We start from the raw sequence: 18,388 nt of genomic DNA on the forward strand, positions 1-18,388 counted from the left end.
GACCGGAACGGCACGGGTGGTGACAATCACCACCTACATGCCACTTAAACGGCGAGTGCGAACAGCAGGATGAAGATCGCCACCCCGGCCACCCAGGCGGCCATGAGCCAGCCGAAATCGCGGACCGGGTCGACCGCGCGGCTCTCCTCGCCGGGCACGTAGACGCCGCGTTCCTCGAACCAGTCCGCCCAGCGGGCGAACCAGCCCAGCGGGTTCCGCGACGCCATGGTTCACCTCCGGGTACGGGCTTCCCCGTCACCCTACGGGTTCGGCGCCGGAGACCGGAAGGCGCGTGATGATCAGGAGTTTCGCTCCGGCCGGCCGCTCATTCGAGCGCGTTCGACGCCATCGATCGGACGTCGTGGACGACGGCGGGCCGAGCCCGTGCCACCCCGAGTGGTCCGGTCGCCGGGCGGCGCCTCGGTAACCGGACCCGATCGGTGTGACAGAGGCGGTCGCGCTGGGTGATCCCCTCACCGCCTGCGATTCGATGTCCCACGGTCGAGTGAACCTCGGCGTCACTCGTGTAGAGCTTTCCCGGGGCCTCAGACGACCCCGTTGCGCTGCAGCACCGACACGGCACGCACCGTGGCGTACCCGCGCCATTCGAGCTCGGCCGCGGGCGAGTAGCTCGCGAAGTCGACCCGCCAGCCGCCGTCGTCCTGCTGCTCACCGGCGAGCCGCCGCAGCTCGGCGTCGATGACGTCCTGCTTGAACAAGGCGCGCACCGGGCGGTCCGGCAGAGGTGCGAAGTCGAGGGCGCGCAGGGTCTCGCCCTCGGATCCCCCGGCCACCGCGGCCAGGCCGTCGGCCGGGACGAACGCGCCGAGGTGGTCCAGCAGCTCGCCCGCCTCGGGGTGGAGGTCGTGGGCCGCGTCGGCGAACTGCACCGCGAACGAGAGCGCGATCGCGTGCGGCGCCTCGGAAAGCGCCCGGATCGCGTCGAAGCAGTACCGCGTCGCGCCGGCCAGCCAGGGGTGTTCGCGCACGGCCCGGTCGTGGCGCGCGACGCGCAGGGCGACGGCGGCCGCGAAGGCCGTGCTCTGCAGCGTGGCTACCTCCGGGTCGGACTGGACCCAGAACGGCGCGCAGCCGGCCGGGTCGGCCACCGGCAGCGCGAACGGCAGCCCGCCGTCGGGACGGGAGGCGTCCGCCAGCCAGTCACAGAGCCGGGCCGCGTGCGGCGAGGTGTCCGGAGCGACGTCCTCGAAGACCTCGAAGGCGTGCAGGGCGCCGCCGGGCTGGCTTTCCGGCGCCCGCAGGTCCGGCTCCAGTCCCCAGCCGTAACCGCCGTCGGGATTGCGATAACCGTCGACGGCGGCGAGCACGGCTTGCGCGTCCGTCTTGCCCTGCAGCAGCTCGAAACGGCGTCGGTCGAGGAGCCGGGCGTGCGTGGCCATGAAGGACGCCGCGGCGGAGAGGTTCGCAGTCACCCGGCCAGGGTCGCACCCACCGGGGCGGCGGTCTTGAACGGATCGGCGCGTCAGGGGGTTGTGCCTGAGTGGGCGGCGTCGCTGGTCCGGATCCGGTGGTGCTTCGGCCGGCGGCGGGTGGGCGGTCGGATGCGCCGGTCAGGCAGCCGCGGTGGCTTCGCTCGGGCGGTAGCGCTTGAGCGGGCGGCGTCGGTGCGTCCGGATCCCGGCGGTGCTTCGGCGGGCCGGCGGTCGGCGTGAGCGGCAGCTGCGGCGCTTCGCGTGGGTGGGTCGTGACTGAGCGGGGGATTTCGGTGTGTCCCGGTCAGGCGGCCCTTCGGCCGGAAGCGGAGCCGGCGAGTGGGCGGTCGGATGCGCCGGTCAGGCAGCTGCGGTGGCTTCGCGCGGGCGGGTCGCGCTTGAGTGGGCGGCGTCGGTGCGTCCGGATCCGGCGGTGCTTCGGCCGGCGGCGGGTGGGCGGTCAGCGTGAGGCGGCAGCTGCTGTGGTTTCGCGTAGGTGGGTCGGGCTTGAGTGGGCGGCGTCGCTGGTCCCGATCCGGCGGTGCTTCGGCCCGCGGCGGGTGGGCGGTCGGCGTTAGCGGCAGCTGCGGCGGCTTCGCGTGGATGGGTCGCGACTGAGTGGCGACGTCGTCGCGTCCGGGTCCGGCGGTGCTTCGGCCCGGCGGGCGGGGTCGGCGTGAGGCGGGGTTCGCGTGGGTGGGTCGTGCCTGAGTGGGCGATATCGCCGCGTCCTGATCCGGGGCGCTTTGGCGGGCGGGGGTCGGCGTGAGGCGGCAGCTGCGGTGGCTTCGCATTGGCGGATCGCGGCCGAGCGGGCGGCGTCGCTGCGTCCGGAACCGGCGAGTGGGCGGTTGGTGTGGAGCCGGATGCGCTGCTTCGGGCAGCTATGGCGGCGCCGAGCGGGCGGCGCCGCCGCGTCCGGATCTGGCGGCACAGCGGCGGGCGGGCGGTCGACTACGCCGATCAGGGCAGCTGCGGCGCCGGCGCCGCGGCCTCGCGCAGCCTGGCCGCGTCCTGGCCGGGCGGGGCGCCGAACAGGCGCCGGTACTCGCGGTTGAACTGCGATGGGCTGTCGTAGCCGACCAGGTGCCCGACACCCGCGACGTCCCCCGCGTCGGCGACCAGCAGGGACCGCGCCTCCTGCAGCCGGATGCGCTTCTGGAACTGCAGCGGGCTCATCGACGTCACCGCGCGGAAGTGCCGGTGGAACGCCGACGGGCTCATTCCGGTCAGCCGCGCCAGCTCGTCGATCCGCATCGGCTCGGCGTAGTTCTCGCGGACCCAGCGAATCGCCCGGCTGACATGCGACAGGCTGCTGTCGGCCAGCCCGATCTGGCGCAGCAGCGCGCCGTGCGGGCCGGTGAGCAGGCGCCAGAGGATCTCCCGCTCGATCAGCGGGGCCAGCACCGGCGCGTCCGCGGGGTGGTCGAGCAGGCGCAGCAGCCGGGCGACGGCGTCCAGCAGGTCGTCGCCGGCGTCGCCGGTCGCGATGGGGGACGTGTCGCGCGGCCACTGCTGGGGCGGCGTCTCCAGCAGCAGCGGCGCGATGGCCGCGGGCCGCAGCTCCAGGCCCATGCCCAGGGCCGGCGTCTGCGGCGAGGCGCCGACGAAGTGGCCGGTCACCGGCAGGTCCGTGGTGACGAGCAGGTACTGCCCGGCCCGGTATTCGTGCAGCTGCTCGCCGAGCAGCAGGCGCTTCCCGCCCTGCGCCATGACGACCAGCAGCGGCTCGGTCAGCGAGTGGTGCGGCTCGGCGGAGTCCACTTTGGACAGCAGCAGGCCCGGCACACGCGTCCGCAGGTCGGGGTGGGCGTGCGCGGCGATGAGGTCGCGGATCTCGTCGAGCATGCCCTCAAGAGAACCAAGGTCGGCAGGATTGTGCAAGAGGTCGAGTGGATCGATCTACCGCTGAGCTGGCGAATCGCGTTTCCTGGTAGTAGCCAATCCGACACGCAAGGAGCGTTTCATGTCACTCGACCAGTACGTGACCCTCGGCCGGTCCGGACTCCGCGTCAGCCCGTTCGCCCTCGGCGCGATGACCTTCGGCGAGGACCCGGGCGGCGCCGGCTGCAGTGTCGAGGAGTCCGAGAAGATCCTCGCCTCCTACCTCGACGAGGGCGGGAACTTCGTCGACACGGCCAACTTCTACACCAACGGCCACTCGGAGAAGATCCTCGGCGACTTCTTCGCCGCCCAGCCGGGCCGGCGGCAGCACGTCGTGCTCGCGTCGAAGTTCTTCGGCAACATGTTCCCCGGCGACCCGAACGGCGGCGGCGCGGGCCGGGCGTCGATCATCGCCCAGCTGGAGCAGACGCTGCGGCGCCTGCAGACCGACTACCTCGACCTCTACTGGATGCACAACTGGGACCGCGCCACGCCGATCGAGGAGACCATGCGGACCCTCGACGACCTGGCGCGCGCGGGCAAGATCCGCTACGTCGGCTTCTCCAACACCCCGGCGTGGGTCACCGCGCAGGCCCAGACGACCGCGCAGCTGCGCGGCTGGACGCCGCTGATCGCGCTGCAGGTCGAGTACTCGCTGCTGGCCCGCACGGTCGAGGGTGAGCTCGCGCCGTTCGCACGGGACCAGGGGATCGCGCTGACGCCGTGGAGCCCGCTGAAGAACGGCTTCCTGTCCGGCAAGTACCGCCGCGGCGCCGACACCCCCGACTCGGCCCGCACGGCGTACGTCGGCGGCCCGAGCGAGGCGGAGTTCGACGTCATCGACGTCGTCGCCGCGATCGCCGACGAGCTCGGCACGACGTCCGCGGCGGTGTCACTGGCCTGGCTGCGCGCCCGCCGGGGCACGGTGGTCCCGATCGTCGGCGCGAGGCGCCTGGAGCACCTGACCGGCAACCTCGCAGCGCTGGAGATCGCCCTGTCGGCCGACCAGCTCGCCCGGCTGGACGAGGTGTCGGCGCCGACGCTGGACTACCCGGCCCCGATGCACGGTGCCCAGCGCGCGATGCTCCAGTTCGCGGGCACCACGGTGGACGGCGAGCCGTCGACGGTCTACCCGCCGCTGCTGCAGAGCGACGTCCGCTACTGACCGCTCACCCGGGCCAGGACGGCGTCGAGGCTGTTCCGGACGCTGTCGCGCAGGCCGTCGCCACGCAGGTCGGCCAGGAACTGCTCGTTGATGCCGCCCGGCGTCATGTGCTTCCCGGCCAGGTCCTCGAGCGTGCCGGGGTGCGTGAGCAGCGTCCGGCCCAGCTCGCCGAAGACGTGCGCCACGTAGGCGTCCGCCTCTTCGGGCGCGACGCCGTGCTCGGTCATCCAGTGCGCGATGGTGGCCAGCTGGTCGAGGTGCGCGGCGAAGGTGGCGGTCGCCGTGGAGAACGTGGCCAGGGCCGCCTCGTCCCGCGGGACGACGACGTCGCCGACGCTCTCGAACAACGCCCGGGCAACGACGTCGTCCGGGTAGACGGCGGTGCGGCCGGCTCGCCGGCTCACGGTCGGCAGCGGGATGGACCGGACCTGCCGGGCGGCCGGCGCGGTCCACTCCCGCAGCTGCTCCAGCGACACCCCGGCCAGCACGCTGACCACCACGTGCGCCGGCCGGAAGACGAGACCGGTCAATACGTCTTGCGCGACCTGCGGGCGTACCGCGACGACGATCGTGGTGGTGCTGTCGAGCACTTCCTGGTTGGTGCCGCACACCCGCACGTTCGGGAACCGGGCGGCCAGGGCGTGCGCGACGTCGTGGTTGCGCGGCGACAGGAAGACGTCCGGCGGGTCGGCGACATCGGTGCCGAGACCTTCGACGATCGCGGCGGTGATCTCGCCGGTGCCCACGAACCCGTACGACTGCATGGCGAACCCTAACCGCGGAACGTGCGGCGGTAGGCGTCCGGGGCCACGCCGACCGTGCGGTGGAAGTGGCGCCGCAACGTCGTCGCCGTGCCCATGCCGACCGCCTCCGCGATGGCGTCCACGCTGCTCGCCGACGTCTCCAGCAGCTCCTGCGCGCGGCGGATGCGCTGGGTCAGCAGCCACTGCAGTGGGGTGGTGCCGGTGACCGCGTGGAAGTGGCGGGTCAGGGTGCGGGCGCTCATGTTGGCCTGCCGCGCCAGGTCGTCGACCGACAGCGGCCGGTCCAGCCGCTCGGCCGCCCACGGGAACAGCTCGGTCAGCGGGTGGTCGGCCCGGTCGGGCACCGGGGCCGGGACGAACTGGGCCTGTCCGCCGTCGCGGTGCGGGGGCACGACCAGGAGGCGGGCGATCGTGTTGGCGGCGGCCGAGCCGTGGTCGGTGCGGACCAGGTGCAGGCACAGGTCCATCGCCGCGGCCTTGCCCGCCGAGGTCAGGACGCTGCCGTTGTCGACGTAGAGCACGTCCGGGTCGACCTGGATGCCGGGATAACGCGCGGCGAGTGCGCCGGTGTGGGCCCAGTGGGTCGTCGCGCGCAGGCCGTCGAGCAGGCCGGCGGCGGCCAGCACGAACGCGCCGGTGCACAGCGACGCCACCCGCGCGCCCCGCGCGTGGGCCTCGCGCACGGCGTCGAGCAGGTCGGCCGGCGGATCCACGTCGACGTCGGCCCAGCCCGGCACGAGCACCGTGTCGGAGCGGGCCAGCCGGTCGAACCCGTGCTCCGGCTCCAGCCGGAACCGGCCGACCATGACCGGGGCCGAGCCGCAGACGGCGAAGTCGTACCGAGGGTTCTCGCCGAAGACCTCGGACGCGATGGCCAGCTCGAAGGACAGCATCCCGTCGGTCGCGGCGAGCGCCACAGTCTTCATGTCCGGAATTGTACGCATGATGGCGTTCCGGACACTGGTAGCGCGACGCCACCGTCGTGAGGATGGCTGTATGACATCGGTACTGGTTTACGGCGCCTACGGGCACACCGGGCGTTTTGTGGTGGCCGAGCTGCGCGAACGCGGGTTCGAGCCGATCCTCTCCGGCCGTGACGCGGCGCGCCTGCCGGGCGGCCGGGTGGCGACGGTCGACGACCCGGCGTCGCTCGACCGCGCGCTGGAGGGCGTGGCCGCGGTGATCAACACGGCGGGGCCGTTCGCGGAGACGGCCGCGCCGCTGATCGAGGCGGCGCAGCGGGCGGGTGTGCCCTACGTGGACGTCGCGGCCGAACTCGAGGCCAACGTCGACACCTTCGCGCGCGCCGCGGACGGCGTCGTCGTCCCGGCGATGGCGTTCTTCGGCGGCCTCGGCGACCTGCTGGCCACCGCGGCCATGGGCGATTGGACGAGCGCGGACGAGATCCACGTCGCGTACGGCCTGAGCGGCTGGCACCCGACGGCGGGAACACTCGCCGCGGGCCGCGTCTCGCACTCGCGGCGTGGTGGCAGGCGCATCCGGTTCGCGGACGGCCGCCTCGAGTACCACGACGACGCGCTGCCGAAGCTGACTTGGCCGTTCCCCGAGCCGCTGGGTCCGCAGCCGGTGCTGGGCGAGTTCACGATGGCCGACGTGGTGACGATCCCGAGCCACCTGGCGGTCCCGTCGGTGACGACGTACATGACGGTCGTTGCGGCCGCGGGCCTGTCGGCGGCGCAGGAGCGCGAGGGAGCGCCGGAGACGTTCGTGGTCGACGTCCTGGTCCGGTCGGGCGGGGAGGAACGCCGCATCACGGCCCGCGGCCAGGACATCTACGCGGTCACGGCGCCGCTCGCGGTGGAGGCGGTGGAGCGGATCCTGACGGGCCACACCAAGACGAAGGGCGTCGCGTCGGCGGGGGAGCTGTTCGACGCCCCGGACTTCCTGAAGGCGCTGGCGCCCCACGTCACGATCGACTGAGCTCGGGGGAATCAGTGCTGGGGAATCGAGTGGGCCCGGAGAGGCCTGCCCGGGTTCCACCGGCGGGTGTGGCACGTTTGAGGCACGCGCCGTCTCGGGCGGTTGGTACCTGTGGGGATCGTCGCAGTTCAGACCAACCTGAGTGGGCCCGGAGAGACTCGAACTCTCACTGGCACGGACCTAAACCGTGTGCCTCTGCCAATTGGGCTACGGGCCCTGCGCATCCGGAAGCGTAGCGTGCTGCGGCGTCCGCCACGCCGGGCCGTGGCCGGTGCGGGGTCCCGGCGGGGGGCCAGCTAACGTTGGCGCCGGCAGTCCCTTGCGGCGGAGGAGGACACGTGGCCCGCGACCCCGAGACGATCGAGCGTGAGATCGAGCAGGCTCGAACCGCCCTGGCGGCGACGCTCGACCAGCTGACCGTCAAGGCCGACCCGAAGAAGCTCGCGGACGCGGCCAAGAACGGCGTGCGCGCCAAGCTGGACAACCCCAAGGTCAAGTACCCGCTGATCGGCGCGGGCGTCCTCGTGCTCGCCCTGCTGGTGCGCAAGCTCCTCAAGTAGCGCTCAGGCGCGAGCCGGCTTGGCCGGAGCCTTGCTCTCGACCTCGGGGGCGGGCTCGGCCACCGGCTTAGCCTCCTCGACCGCCTTCGGCAGCTGCTTGCCCGTAGGCAGCGCAGGCTTCTTCTCCACCGCCTTCGCCGGCTTCTCGTCGGCCTTCTCCGCGGTCTGCTGCTTCGGCACACTGCCGGGCGGCGGGACCTCGAGCGGCGGGAGCTTCGGGAGCGTCAGCCGGGCGGTCATGTAGGTGCTGGTGAAGTCCAGCGCACTGCCGTTGATCAGGTGGACCACCGTGTTCCGGCCCTCCCCGCCGAGCTCCTCGACCAGCTGGTCGGCCCGGTCCCGCGCGGCGATGATGCCCGGCGCCCTGGCGGTCAGCTCCTTGCCGTGGCCGCTGACCGTGATCGCCCAGTCGGCGTCCTGTTGGACGTACGTCGCCGTGATCGCTTCCACCATCTGCCTCACGCCCCTCTCCCTCTCCGGCAAAACCCTCACGCGTACGTGACCCGGTCACCGCGTCGCTATGACGTGGTTTCCGCCACCCTGTGCACGGCCGCGCAAGTCCAGCATTCCTTTGTACCGTGTCATCGATACCGTAGAGCAACTCTGTGTCACAAGACACGGAGCGCAATGTGCGCTGAGTAACGACCGAATGGCCTAATGCACGAGCAGATTACCGTGCACGGCCCCGAAGTCCAGCCCAGAGGACGGCCATCGCGTACTCGGTGGCCATTTCGGGGGTCACTTCATCGTGGCGCTCGCACCAGATCGCGAGGCGTTCGCACGCTCCGACGACGAATTCCGCGGCCGCCTCGGCCTGTAGCTCGTCATCTCCGGTGAAATATCCGCTCATCAGTGCGGCGATGAGGTCGGTCTGCTGACGGCGGGTTTCTTCGACCTCGTCGGCGGCCGGCGTGCCGATCAGCGCCATCTCGTGCCGCAGCAATGACCACGCCTCGCGCCGCTCCCGGATGAACACGAAGAACGCCAGCAGACCGCGCCGCAGGGCGTCCTCGGCGCTGGTCGCGCCGACCATCGCCTGCTCGGTGACCTCGCGCAGGATCGCCCGCGACTCCTGGATGCACGCCAGGAGCAGGCCTTCCTTCGAGTTGAAGTACTCGTAGAGCATCGGCTTCGAGACGCCCACCAGCTCGGCGATCTCGTCCATGGACGCCGCCGCGTAGCCGCGCGCCGAAAACACCTGCTCGGCGACCTCGATCATCTGCCGCATCCGCTCGGCCCGGGGCATGCGCTTGCGTTTCGCGGTGGTCACGGGCAACACTCTACCGGTAGTAACCTACTCTGAGTAAGCTGGACGACGGGTAACAGGCAATCGGGAGGCGTGCCATGGGCAACCGCACGGAGACCGGGGTCGTCATCGTCGGGACCGGGTTCTCCGGTCTCGGCATGGCGATCCAGCTGCGCAAGGAGGGGCGCGACGACTTCGTCATCCTCGAGAAGGCCGACGACGTCGGCGGCACCTGGCGCGACAACAGCTACCCGGGGTGCGCCTGCGACATCCCGTCGCACATGTACTCGTTCTCCTTCGAGCAGAACCCGGGCTGGTCACGGGCCTACTCGCAGCAGCCGGAGATCTGGCGCTACATGCGCGAGGTGGCCGACAAGCACGACCTGCGCCGGTTCGTCCGCTTCGGCCAGGAGATGACCGGGGCCCGCTGGGACGCCGACGAGAACCGCTGGCACGTCGCCACGAGGGGCGGCGACGAGTTCGTGGCGGGCGCGCTGGTCGCCGGCGTCGGGGCGCTGCACCTCCCGCAGATCCCGGAGCTGCCGGGCATCGAGACGTTCGCCGGGCCGGCGTTCCACTCCGCGCGCTGGCGCCACGACGTCGACCTCGCGGGCAAGCGCGTCGCGGTGATCGGCACCGGCGCCAGCGCCGTCCAGTTCGTGCCGAAGATCGCGCCGGACGTCGAGCGGCTGACGCTGTTCCAGCGCACGCCGCCGTGGATCATGCCGAAGGGCGACCACGAGATGTCCGGCCGCGCGCGGGCGCTGTTCAAGGCGTTCCCGCCGGCCCAGCGCGCCTACCGCAACCTGCTCTACTGGATGCTCGAGGCGCGCGCGATCGGCTTCAACGGCCAGTCGTGGGTGATGAAGATCGGCCAGCGCCTGGCCAAGCGCAACATCGACGGCGCGATCAAGGACCCGGCGCTGCGCCGCAAGGTCACCCCGGACTACACCATGGGCTGCAAGCGCGTGCTCATCTCCAACGACTACTACCCGGCGCTGGCGCGGGACAACGTCGACGTCGTGACCGAGGGTGTCCGGGAGGTCCGCGAGCACAGCGTCGTCGACGCGGCCGGGGTCGAGCACGAGGTCGACGCCATCGTCTACGGCACCGGGTTCCACGTCACCGACGCCTTCGACGACCTGGAGATCGTCGGCCGCGACGGCCGCAACCTCGGCAAGGAGTGGGCGACCGAGGGGATGCGGACGCACCTCGGGATCACCGTCGCCGGGTTCCCCAACCTGTTCTTCCTGCTCGGCCCGAACACCGGCCTGGGCCACAACTCGGTGGTGTTCATGATCGAGGCGCAGATCTCGTACGTCGCCGAGGCGCTGCGGCTGGCGGCCGGGCGCGCGCTCGAGCCTAGGCCCGAGGCGCAGGAGCGGTTCAACACGCAGATCCAGCGCAAGCTCGCGAAGGGCATCTGGACCCGCGGCGGCTGCAAGAGCTGGTACCTCGACGCGAAGGGCGTCAACCGGACGATCTGGCCCGGGTTCACGTGGCGCTACTGGCTGGACACGCGGAAGGTGCGGCGCGAGGACTACCTGGTGGGCTGACGATCTGCCGTGAAGGGCACCCTCATGGCCTTGACCGCCATGGGGGTGCCCTTCACGGCTTTCGGGGATCAGCGGGAGACGTAGCGGCGGAGGCTGGCGATCAGGTCCACGGTCGGCAGCTCGCACAGCTCCGCCATCCGCTCGAGGGCCGGCAGGTCGAGGGCGACCTCGCCGGGACCGTGGTCACCGGCGGTGCGCAGGCGGTCTTCGGCCCAGCGGCGCAGGGGGAGCAGCTCGGGCGGGGCGTCGGCGACGACCTTGCGCAGGTCGACGCGGACCCGGCCGGGCTCGTCGACGAAGACCCGGCGGTGCACCTTGGCCAGCAGGTCCTGGGGCAGCTCGTCCATCGCGACGCACAGCTCCACCAGCCGCACCACGGAACACTGTCTGGTGCCCAGTTCGTAGGTGGCCAGCGTCTGCAGCGAGATCTCGCTCTGCAGGTGCTGGTTGAGCTCCTTGCGCGTCCAGCCTCGGCTGCGCCTGAGCTTGCGGAGCTCGTCCCCGAGTATCCGCTGGTAGTCCTCGGCGTCGATCAGCACATCAATGTCCCCTGCCGTGTTCCTCCCACGGCACCTTCACGGAGGTGACAGTTTCCGTGCAGGTGCACCCTCACGTGTATGTAAGTGCGCAGGTGCCCGCGCATTACGCGGATTCGGGCATGTCTTTGATACCGATTGCGCGAGTTAGGCCGATCGGGTTAACAGCAGATGACAAGATCGTGCAACTTGCAGGGGCCGTTGCTCAGTTGACGCAGGGGACGCCTTCGGCGGTGATCGGCTTTTCCTCGTCGGCGGGCGGCGGCGCGGGCGCCTGGGACGTCGCGCCCCCGGCGCTGGAGCCGGCGTTCGAGTCGGCCGAGCTCGGCGGCTCGTAGTCGGCGCCGAGGAACACCATCACGTGCCCGGCCTGGACGCTCTTGTCCTCCTGGACCGTCGGCGAGCCGCCGAGCGCGTCCGCGACCTTCTGGCCGGTGTCCTTGCCACCCTTGGGCACCCAGATCACGGTGGTCTTGCGCGAGGTCGAGTTCGCCGTGTCACCCGAGGTGAAGCCCTTGGCCGAGAGGGCCTTGGCGACGGTCGCGGCCAGGCCGGTCTTGCCGGAGGCGTTGCGGACGTCGACCGTGGTCGCCTTGTTCGCGCTGTCGGCCTGGTCGGCGGTCGGCGTCGTCTGGCCCGGCTGCGGCCCGGCGAGACCCTGGACGAAGTCCTTGACCTCGGCCGGGTCGACCTGGATGGCCGAGCCGTCTTCGGGGGTCTTGTAGTCGACGTTCTTCACCGGGATGGTGCGGAACTCGAGCTGGCCGCCGGTCAGGCCCTTCATCTGCTGGGCGAACCCGAAGATGTCCCAGTTCTGGTTGAGCACGACCGACTTCTTGATCGCGTCGATCAGGTCGGTGAGCTTGCCCGGGTTGGTCAGCGTGCCCGCCGAGAGCACCTTGCGCGCCATGCCGGCCATGAACACCTGCTGCCGGACGACCCGGTCGAGGTCGCCGTTGGGCAGGCCGTGGCGCTGGCGGACGAACTCGAGCGCCTCGACGCCGGAGATCGTGTGCTGGCCCTTGGTGAAGTTCGCGCCGGAGTACTGGTCCTTGACGGTGTTGTTCAGGCAGACGTCGACGCCGCCGACGGCCTTGGTGATGTCGCTGAAGCCGAGCAGGTTGACCGCGGCGTAGTTGTCGATGGTCGACCCGGTGAGCTTCTCGACGGTCTGGATCAGCTCCTTGGCGCCGGCCTGGTTGGCCTGGACGTCGAGCTGCTTGGGATCGGTCACGCCCTGCTTCTGCAGGTCCTTGCGGGCCGAGAGCATCGCGCGGGCGTACGCCGAGTTGATCTTGTGCTTGCCGTAGCCGCCGGGGATGTCGACGTAGGTGTCGCGCGGCAGCGAGATCGCGACGGCCTTGCTGCCGTCGTTCGGGATGTGCACGAAGATCAGCGAGTCGGTGTTGAGCTCGCCGTCGGACTCGCCGGCCCGCAGCTCGTCGAGCACCTCGCGCGACAGGGGGTTGCCCTGGGCGTCGGTGCGGCTGTCCAGGCCGACCAGGAGGATGTCGCGGGCGCCGTCGGCGGGCTTGTCGCCACCACCGCCGTCGCTGATCACGTTCGCGTAGTTCAGCCCGTTGACCAGGCCCTGCATCGCGGCCCACGCGTAGCCGGTCAGGCCCATCACCAGCAGCGAGACGACGGTCAGCGCGATCTTCGCGCCCCGGAAGGAGTTGCGGCGCGCCCGCGCCGGCGGCCGGCGCTGCGGCTCGATGCGGCGTGCGTCCACCGGCTCACGGCGAGGTGCGGGACGGCGCGGCGGCGGGGTGCCGCGCCGGGCGTCGGCCCGGCCGGGCTCGTCCTGCCAGGGCCGAGCGGGGCGGCGGCCGCCTTGCCCGTTCCGAGGCGGGTGATCCACGCGGGCGACTCCTCACTGCTCGATCGACGGTGCTAACCGGTGGGGCTACAGGATGGGACGCATGGTGCCTTCCCCTGGTTGCCGTAGCGTTACACATCCCCCTGTGGATGTGGCGTGCACCACCCATTTTCCCGCACGGCCGCCGGTTTCGCCTGGTCAGGGCACCGCGCTCGCCGGAGGCCGCGGCGCTCGCCGCGAACCGGCTTCGCATCCGGGTGCCGGAGATCCCACGAACGAGTGAACGCCGGGCCCAGCTTTCGCTGGGAAAGATGCGTCTCCGGGGTCCGCGGACGCACCTTTCCTGGCGAAAGCTCGCCCCTCAGGGGGCCGCGTTGGCGGCGCTGCGGGCGGGCAGGAGGGTGCCGGCCGCCGCGAGGAGGGCGAACACCGCCGTCGCCGCGTGGAGGGTCACGCCCAGCAGGCCCGGGGTTCCGCCGTCGGCCGCGAAGAGCAGGGACGGTGCGCACGCCAGGGCCGTGGCCAGCCAGGTGCCCGTCGCCGCGCTCGCGCCGATGCGGATCGTGTGCAGCAGGAAGACCCCCAGCAGCAGGTGCACCAGGCTCTGGATCGGGTCGAGCCGCAGGCCGAGGATGTCCGCGTCCGCCGCGACGCCGCCGAAGCGCGTGAGGGCGAAGCCGAACACCCCGAGCGTCGCGTAGCCGATGCCGAGCGCGGCCGCGGCCCTGGTCAGCACCGCCGTCCGGCGGCCGGGGTGCTCCGCCGCGCGCGGGCGGCCGTCGCCGTGGGCGTGCCGCTCGAACCACCAGAACACCAGCGCGCCCGGGACCGCGAGCAGGCCGACCGCGACCAGCGTGCGCGGCCGGACCAGCCAGGTCAGTCCGTCGGCGATCCGGCCGGGCAGGTAGACGACGGCCACCAGCAGCAGCATCGCCGCGAGGAACGCCAGGTACAGGCTCATCGGCGCGCGCAGGACGAACCGGCACGCCCGGACGACACGAGGCCGCGAGCCGAGCCGGACCAGCGGGCCCGCCAGCAACCCGAGCAGGCCGAGCTGGACCAGGCCGAGCAGCAGCACACCCCACGGCGGCGCGGAGAACGCGGCCGGGGCGCCCGGGCTGCCGAGCAGCACCGGCGGCCCGCCCCGGACGACGCTGACCGCCGCGAGGCCCGCGACACCGGCGAAGGCCGCGAAGCCGAGAAGACGTCGAGACGGCCGTACGCCGTCAGCGTGCGCGAAGGCGAGTTGCTGGGCGAGGAGCGCGAGAGCGAACGTCGCCGCGTAGCGGGGCAGCGGCGAGCCCGCCCAGCTCGCGGCCAGTTCGCCGCCGACGACCAGCACGAGCAGGCCGGCCGCGGCCGCCACCGGGGCCCGGCGGTGCAGCGCCAGCAGCGGCGGCGCGCAGACGATCGTCAGCAGGTAGACCCCGAGCAGCCAGAGCGGGTGCAGCGCGATCCGCATCACCGTGGCGGTGGTGCCCGCCGGGATGCCGAGCAGCTCGAGCGCGAGCGGCGTCAGCAGCGCGACGACGGCGAAGATCAGCGCCGGGCGCAGCAGCGGGCTGGCGCGTTCGGCCAGGTAGTGGCGGTAGCCGCCGCCCGACTCCTGCTCGGTGCGCCAGCCGGCCGCGTTTGCGTGCCCGCCGGCGAAGAAGATCAACGGCGTGAGCTGGGCGAGCCAGGTCAGCGGCCACAGGGCCGGTTCGGGCGCGCCGGCCCAGTCCGCGAGCGCCGTCACGGACTCGCCGAGCAGCAGGAGGACGACACCGCAAGCACCGAGCAGCGCCCAGCGGCTGACCGACGCGGGTACCGGCGCGGGGCGCGGCAGCGGCATCGCGCGGCGGGCGTACAGCCAGCCGCGCAGCCGGAAGACCAGCAGGCAGGCGATCACCAGCACCCCGGCGACCATCGGGCCGATCGGGTCGCCGACCGGCGGGCCCCACCGCTGGTGCCAGGAGTTGACGACCAGCCCGGCCGAGTAGAAGGACGCGACGACCCCGCAGGTGCCCGCCGAGTCCATCGGGTTGAGGTCGCAGGCGTGGTGCATGTCGTAGGAGAGCCGGTCGTCCAGCGCCTCGCGGACCTCCGGGCCGAGCGGGTGGCCCTTGCGGTCGGCGTAGCGCAGCAGGTCGTAGCCGAGGTCGTGGGCCTTGCACGGCACCGCGTAGTCCCACTTGGTGTTGTCGTCGCCCCAGGGCGTCGAGCAGCCGCCGTCGACGTGCACCGCGCGGACCGTGCCGTCGCGGGCCGGCATCGACCCCGGCGTGACGCCGCTGAGCGCGGTGAAGTCCTTCGGGAGCGACGCCAGCGCGTCCGGGTGCGGGCCGGGGTGGACCAGGGCCTCGATCGCGTTCTGCGCGGCCAGGACGTCCCCGGTGGGCGGGCCCTGGTCGGGCGGCGACGGCGGGCGCGAGGCGATCAGCCCGAACGCGAACACCACCAGCAGGACCAGCAGCAGCCAGCCGGACGTCGACCAGGGTCGGCGGACACGCGGCGGCTCGGTCGGGGCTGGCATGCGTCAAGGGTGCCAGCCCCGCCGCCGGGCCGACACGGGGCTAACCCCCGGGCGCGCGGTGGGGGTTGCCCGATCGGCTGCCCGTTCTCGCCTTCCGCGGCCGGGCCGCGGTGCGGAGACTCGGGGCGGGGGCGCGGCGACCAGGAGGCGTGACGTGGGCTCGGTTCCCGTGGAGAACACCGTGCGCGCGCTGCGCCGGCTCGCTCCCGGCGCGTCCCTGCGGACGCCGCGTGACGCCGACGTCCGGATGCTCGCCCGGGCCCTGCGCAAGGTGGAGCCGGGGACGCTGGCGCGCTGCTGCCCTGCGGAGGTCGCGCGCGTGGCGCTGGCCGATCAGGTGCGCGCGCTCGACCGGGCCTCGACGGGCTTCTTCGGCGCCGGTCCGCCGGAAGCGGCACGGTTGTGTGCCGGACCGGGTCTGCGTGCCGCGGCGCTGGCTTGGGCGGAGGCGGTCGGTCACCGGGCCTTGAGCGACTTCTTGCGAGGCGTCCCGCCGGTCGCTTCGGCCGACGACGGCCGCCGTGCGGCGGAGCTGACGGTCGCCGCGCTGCTGCCCCGCGCCGACCGGCTGCCGGGCGAGGTGGGATCGCCGAGGGGCGGCGCGATCCTCGAGGTCCGCGGGATCCGGGTGGGGCCGAGCGGGTTCCGCGTCGACGTCGACGCGGACCCGCCGGTGGAGCTGACGGCGGGGCCGACGCTGCGGGCCCTGTGGTGGAACGGCCTCGACCGGGTGACCGACGATCTGGGGTACGAGTACCTGATCCTGGCGAAGGACCCGGCCGGGACGGGGACGGTCCGCCACTGGTGCCACCCCCGCCCGGCGTGGGGCGCGCGGGTGCTGCGGCTGGAGTCCGCGGGCTACCGAGGCGAGCGTTTGCGGCTGAGCCCGGCGGGGGCGGGGACCTCGGCGGAGGTGCTGGTGAAGGCCCAGCTCACGGTCCGGCTGGAGGCCTGAGCTTCGAGACTTGCCACGGTGTGCAGTCGGCGGTCGGGGGCGCCGGCAGGCGGTTCGCCCCGGTGGCTCGCGGTCTGGCCTTCGCGAGGAGACTGCTCGCCCAGGGCGCGGCTTGCGATTCGCCGGGGGAGCTTGACCTCCACGAAACAGGCCGCTCATCCGGAGCGAAGCTTCCGGTCCGGCGGCTCGAGCCGCCGGGGGCGAGCATTCCGTGAAGGCCACCTTGAGGGACTCAGAGTCCCTCAAGGTGGCCTTCACGGCTTTGAGACGAGGGGGCCCGAGAATCAGGGCGCGGGCAGCTCGTCCGGGGTGTCCGGGGCGAAGCTCACCTGGTCACGGCCGTTCTCCTTCGCCAGGTAGACCGCCGCGTCGGCGGCCTGCAGCAGGCGCTCCAGGGTCTCGCCGTGCCTGGGGTAACGCGCTACGCCGATCGAGGTCGTGCGGTCGGCGATCGTGGCCGGGTCGCCGCGCTTGTCGGTGGTCACGATGTGTGACTTCGCGATCGCGATGCGGATGCGCTCGGCCGCGTCGCGGGTGGCCTCTTCGTCGATGTCCGGCAGCAGAATGAGGAATTCCTCACCGCCGAAACGGCCGACCGAGTCACTCGGTCTGGTCACCTCGTCGAGGGTTTGCGCAACAGTGCGCAGCACGTCGTCACCCGCCGGATGTCCATAGGTGTCGTTAATCCACTTGAAGTGGTCGAGATCGACCATCAGCAGCGCCAGCTGATCACCCGATCGAGCAGTCCGTTCCAGTGCTCGCTCCGCTGTCTCCGACCAGCCGCGCATGTTGAGAATGCCGGTTTTCGGATCCGTCCGGACGTCGTTCTGCAGCTGATCGAGTTCGGCGAGGCGATTGAACACGACCGTGACCACGGCCATCACCGCCACCATCGGCGGGACCACGGCGAGCAGGATCGCGGTCACCGCGCCGAGGCCGATGGTGATCGCTTCGAGCATGTTGTCGGCCGGGCTGCCGAGGACGTTGCGAACCGTGGGCTCGGAGGACATGCCGAGCGCGAGCGCCCCGCCGACGTAGACGATCTGGATCGCCTCGTAGATCGCGCCGGTGAGGACGATCGCGCCGAACTCGTACAGGAAATCGGTCCAGCCGGTGCCCAGCAAATGCGGCCCGAGTGCCGTGTACGTGACGTGCGCGAGGACGCCGGCGAGGCCGTGCGTGATCGACGAGAAAATGAAGTTGTGCGCCGGGCGGCGGGCGATGAACCAGTGCTGCAGCCGAATGACGAAGATGACCAGGAGAATCAACGGCGCGGGCAGGATCAGCGCGGCCGAAAACGTCCACACCGCGGTGAGGTCGATGAGGACCGTCTTTTTGCGGTTCCGGCGCCTTTCTTCCTGGCGCTGGGTCAGCTGGATGTGAATGGTGGCGCCGGCGGCGAGAATTCCGAAATTGATCCAGTCTCGCGGCACGAGTGCCGGTGAACGGGTGAGCGAAACGGCGAGCACGGCGAGGGCGATCGCCTCGCTGGTGAGGATGAAGGCGACGACCCGCGGACGGCGGCGCCAGAGCGCCCAGTTGCGGGGCGAGTACGGGTGGTCGCGCCAGACCGTCCCGGGTGGACCACCGGCCGTGGTCGCGGCGTGGTCCGGTTGGCGGCGCGACGATGCGCGCCGTCGTGCGCCGCGGCCGCCCGTCACGGCGTCGTCTGGTCCGGGATGCAATTGGTCACCTCCTTTCCAGCCTACTTGGGGTGTTGAGTAATCTCATCGGTACCTGCCAGAGTGGTTCACGCATTCCGCTGCCGGGTATCATCCCACTGCAACGGAACTGCCGCGCCCTCGGCGGAACTGCCGGGAACGTGGACCAAAGGCATCTTCAGGCTCCCCACACGGAGGTGGCACCGTTGAGCAACCGCGATCTCTGATGCGTCGGCGAATTGTCGTCCCTTGATTACTACGAGAGGTGGCTCCTGTGCGCAACCGCGACCTGTGACGAGTGCGAATCCCATTCACGATCTTGACTTCACGGAGAGGTGGCTTCCGATGGCGAA

The 18,388-nt window shown here is 71.8% G+C and carries 16 protein-coding genes and 1 tRNA gene; 5 read left to right on the top strand and 12 right to left on the bottom strand.

From position 1 onward, the window contains the following. Positions 1-44: 44 nt before the first annotated feature. The 3 genes from ACIOD2_RS11800 to ACIOD2_RS11810 form a co-directional block, all read right to left on the bottom strand. Positions 45-227 (bottom strand): hypothetical protein, encoded by a 183-nt coding sequence (locus ACIOD2_RS11800; protein WP_328449668.1) that lies wholly within the window; start codon positions 225-227, stop codon positions 45-47. 318 nt (positions 228-545) lie between these two features. Continuing rightward, the gene (locus tag ACIOD2_RS11805) at positions 546-1,433 is read right to left on the bottom strand and encodes a hypothetical protein (RefSeq protein WP_400536792.1); all 888 of its coding nucleotides are present in this window, start codon (positions 1,431-1,433) and stop codon (positions 546-548) included. Positions 1,434-2,396: 963 nt separating this feature from the next. After that, positions 2,397-3,281 carry an AraC family transcriptional regulator N-terminal domain-containing protein gene (locus ACIOD2_RS11810; protein ID WP_400536794.1) on the bottom strand — a complete coding sequence of 295 codons (885 nt, stop codon included), beginning with the start codon at positions 3,279-3,281 and terminating at the stop codon, positions 2,397-2,399. Positions 3,282-3,399: 118 nt separating this feature from the next. On the opposite strand from ACIOD2_RS11810, the gene ACIOD2_RS11815 reads away from it, so the two are divergent. Next, positions 3,400-4,482, top strand: a complete 1,083-nt coding sequence (locus ACIOD2_RS11815; RefSeq protein WP_400536796.1) for an aldo/keto reductase — start codon at positions 3,400-3,402, stop codon at positions 4,480-4,482. Here ACIOD2_RS11815 and ACIOD2_RS11820 read toward each other — a convergent pair. Beyond that, on the bottom strand, positions 4,476-5,246 hold the full coding sequence (locus ACIOD2_RS11820) for an NAD(P)-binding domain-containing protein (RefSeq protein ID WP_400536798.1): 771 nt from the start codon (positions 5,244-5,246) through the stop codon (positions 4,476-4,478). The two genes, ACIOD2_RS11815 and ACIOD2_RS11820, sit on opposite strands and share 7 nt — an antisense overlap. 8 nt (positions 5,247-5,254) lie before the next feature. Beyond that, positions 5,255-6,172 carry a helix-turn-helix domain-containing protein gene (locus tag ACIOD2_RS11825; RefSeq protein ID WP_400536800.1) on the bottom strand — a complete coding sequence of 306 codons (918 nt, stop codon included), beginning with the start codon at positions 6,170-6,172 and terminating at the stop codon, positions 5,255-5,257. Between the two features lie 70 nt (positions 6,173-6,242). On the opposite strand from ACIOD2_RS11825, the gene ACIOD2_RS11830 reads away from it, so the two are divergent. Beyond that, complete coding sequence (locus ACIOD2_RS11830; protein ID WP_400536801.1) at positions 6,243-7,187, top strand: NAD(P)H-binding protein; 945 nt, start codon at positions 6,243-6,245, stop codon at positions 7,185-7,187. A gap of 143 nt (positions 7,188-7,330) precedes the next feature. Here the strand turns inward: ACIOD2_RS11830 and ACIOD2_RS11835 are convergent. Next, positions 7,331-7,404: transfer RNA gene (locus tag ACIOD2_RS11835), tRNA-Leu, on the bottom strand. Between the two features lie 121 nt (positions 7,405-7,525). Here ACIOD2_RS11835 and ACIOD2_RS11840 point away from each other — a divergent pair. Then, on the top strand, positions 7,526-7,747 hold the full coding sequence (locus tag ACIOD2_RS11840; RefSeq protein WP_247056962.1) for a DUF3618 domain-containing protein: 222 nt from the start codon (positions 7,526-7,528) through the stop codon (positions 7,745-7,747). A 3-nt stretch (positions 7,748-7,750) separates the two neighbouring features. Here ACIOD2_RS11840 and ACIOD2_RS11845 read toward each other — a convergent pair whose 3' ends face one another. Both ACIOD2_RS11845 and ACIOD2_RS11850 read right to left on the bottom strand, forming a co-directional pair. Continuing rightward, positions 7,751-8,200, bottom strand: a complete 450-nt coding sequence (locus tag ACIOD2_RS11845) for a hypothetical protein (protein ID WP_400538000.1) — start codon at positions 8,198-8,200, stop codon at positions 7,751-7,753. Between the two features lie 217 nt (positions 8,201-8,417). Next, positions 8,418-8,975 (bottom strand): TetR/AcrR family transcriptional regulator, encoded by a 558-nt coding sequence (locus ACIOD2_RS11850; RefSeq protein ID WP_400538002.1) that lies wholly within the window; start codon positions 8,973-8,975, stop codon positions 8,418-8,420. A gap of 116 nt (positions 8,976-9,091) precedes the next feature. Between ACIOD2_RS11850 and ACIOD2_RS11855 the strand changes: the two genes are divergently transcribed. After that, positions 9,092-10,549: a flavin-containing monooxygenase gene (locus ACIOD2_RS11855; RefSeq protein WP_400536803.1), complete on the top strand. Its 1,458-nt coding sequence runs from the start codon at positions 9,092-9,094 to the stop codon at positions 10,547-10,549. A 68-nt stretch (positions 10,550-10,617) separates the two neighbouring features. Here ACIOD2_RS11855 and ACIOD2_RS11860 read toward each other — a convergent pair whose 3' ends face one another. From ACIOD2_RS11860 to ACIOD2_RS11870, 3 genes are all read right to left on the bottom strand, one after another. Beyond that, on the bottom strand, positions 10,618-11,088 hold the full coding sequence (locus ACIOD2_RS11860) for a helix-turn-helix domain-containing protein (protein WP_326958311.1): 471 nt from the start codon (positions 11,086-11,088) through the stop codon (positions 10,618-10,620). A 202-nt stretch (positions 11,089-11,290) separates the two neighbouring features. Next, on the bottom strand, positions 11,291-12,946 hold the full coding sequence (locus tag ACIOD2_RS11865; protein WP_400536806.1) for an LCP family protein: 1,656 nt from the start codon (positions 12,944-12,946) through the stop codon (positions 11,291-11,293). Positions 12,947-13,265: 319 nt separating this feature from the next. Further along, entirely contained in the window at positions 13,266-15,419 is a 2,154-nt protein-coding gene (locus tag ACIOD2_RS11870; protein WP_400536808.1) for a phospholipase, read from the bottom strand. A gap of 154 nt (positions 15,420-15,573) precedes the next feature. Between ACIOD2_RS11870 and ACIOD2_RS11875 the strand changes: the two genes are divergently transcribed. Then, positions 15,574-16,374 (top strand): hypothetical protein, encoded by an 801-nt coding sequence (locus ACIOD2_RS11875; RefSeq protein WP_400536810.1) that lies wholly within the window; start codon positions 15,574-15,576, stop codon positions 16,372-16,374. Positions 16,375-16,658: 284 nt separating this feature from the next. On the opposite strand, the gene ACIOD2_RS11880 is transcribed toward ACIOD2_RS11875, so the two are convergent. Beyond that, positions 16,659-18,059 (bottom strand): GGDEF domain-containing protein, encoded by a 1,401-nt coding sequence (locus ACIOD2_RS11880; protein ID WP_400536812.1) that lies wholly within the window; start codon positions 18,057-18,059, stop codon positions 16,659-16,661. Positions 18,060-18,388 lie beyond the last annotated feature (329 nt).

Source organism: Amycolatopsis sp. NPDC088138, assembly GCF_044741685.1.
GTDB lineage: Bacteria > Actinomycetota > Actinomycetes > Mycobacteriales > Pseudonocardiaceae > Amycolatopsis.

Excerpts from the sequence above, each read along its gene's own strand:
- ACIOD2_RS11870 (WP_400536808.1), bottom strand. The coding sequence starts at position 15,419 with ATGCCAGCCCCGACCGAGCCGCCGCGTGTCCGCCGACCCTGGTCGACG.
- ACIOD2_RS11850 (WP_400538002.1), bottom strand. The coding sequence starts at position 8,975 with ATGCGGCAGATGATCGAGGTCGCCGAGCAGGTGTTTTCGGCGCGCGGC.
- ACIOD2_RS11845 (WP_400538000.1), bottom strand. The coding sequence starts at position 8,200 with ATGGTGGAAGCGATCACGGCGACGTACGTCCAACAGGACGCCGACTGG.
- ACIOD2_RS11815 (WP_400536796.1), top strand. The coding sequence starts at position 3,400 with ATGTCACTCGACCAGTACGTGACCCTCGGCCGGTCCGGACTCCGCGTC.
- ACIOD2_RS11800 (WP_328449668.1), bottom strand. The coding sequence starts at position 227 with ATGGCGTCGCGGAACCCGCTGGGCTGGTTCGCCCGCTGGGCGGACTGG.
- ACIOD2_RS11830 (WP_400536801.1), top strand. The coding sequence starts at position 6,243 with ATGACATCGGTACTGGTTTACGGCGCCTACGGGCACACCGGGCGTTTT.
- ACIOD2_RS11855 (WP_400536803.1), top strand. The coding sequence starts at position 9,092 with ATGGGCAACCGCACGGAGACCGGGGTCGTCATCGTCGGGACCGGGTTC.
- ACIOD2_RS11810 (WP_400536794.1), bottom strand. The coding sequence starts at position 3,281 with ATGCTCGACGAGATCCGCGACCTCATCGCCGCGCACGCCCACCCCGAC.
- ACIOD2_RS11825 (WP_400536800.1), bottom strand. The coding sequence starts at position 6,172 with ATGAAGACTGTGGCGCTCGCCGCGACCGACGGGATGCTGTCCTTCGAG.
- ACIOD2_RS11820 (WP_400536798.1), bottom strand. The coding sequence starts at position 5,246 with ATGCAGTCGTACGGGTTCGTGGGCACCGGCGAGATCACCGCCGCGATC.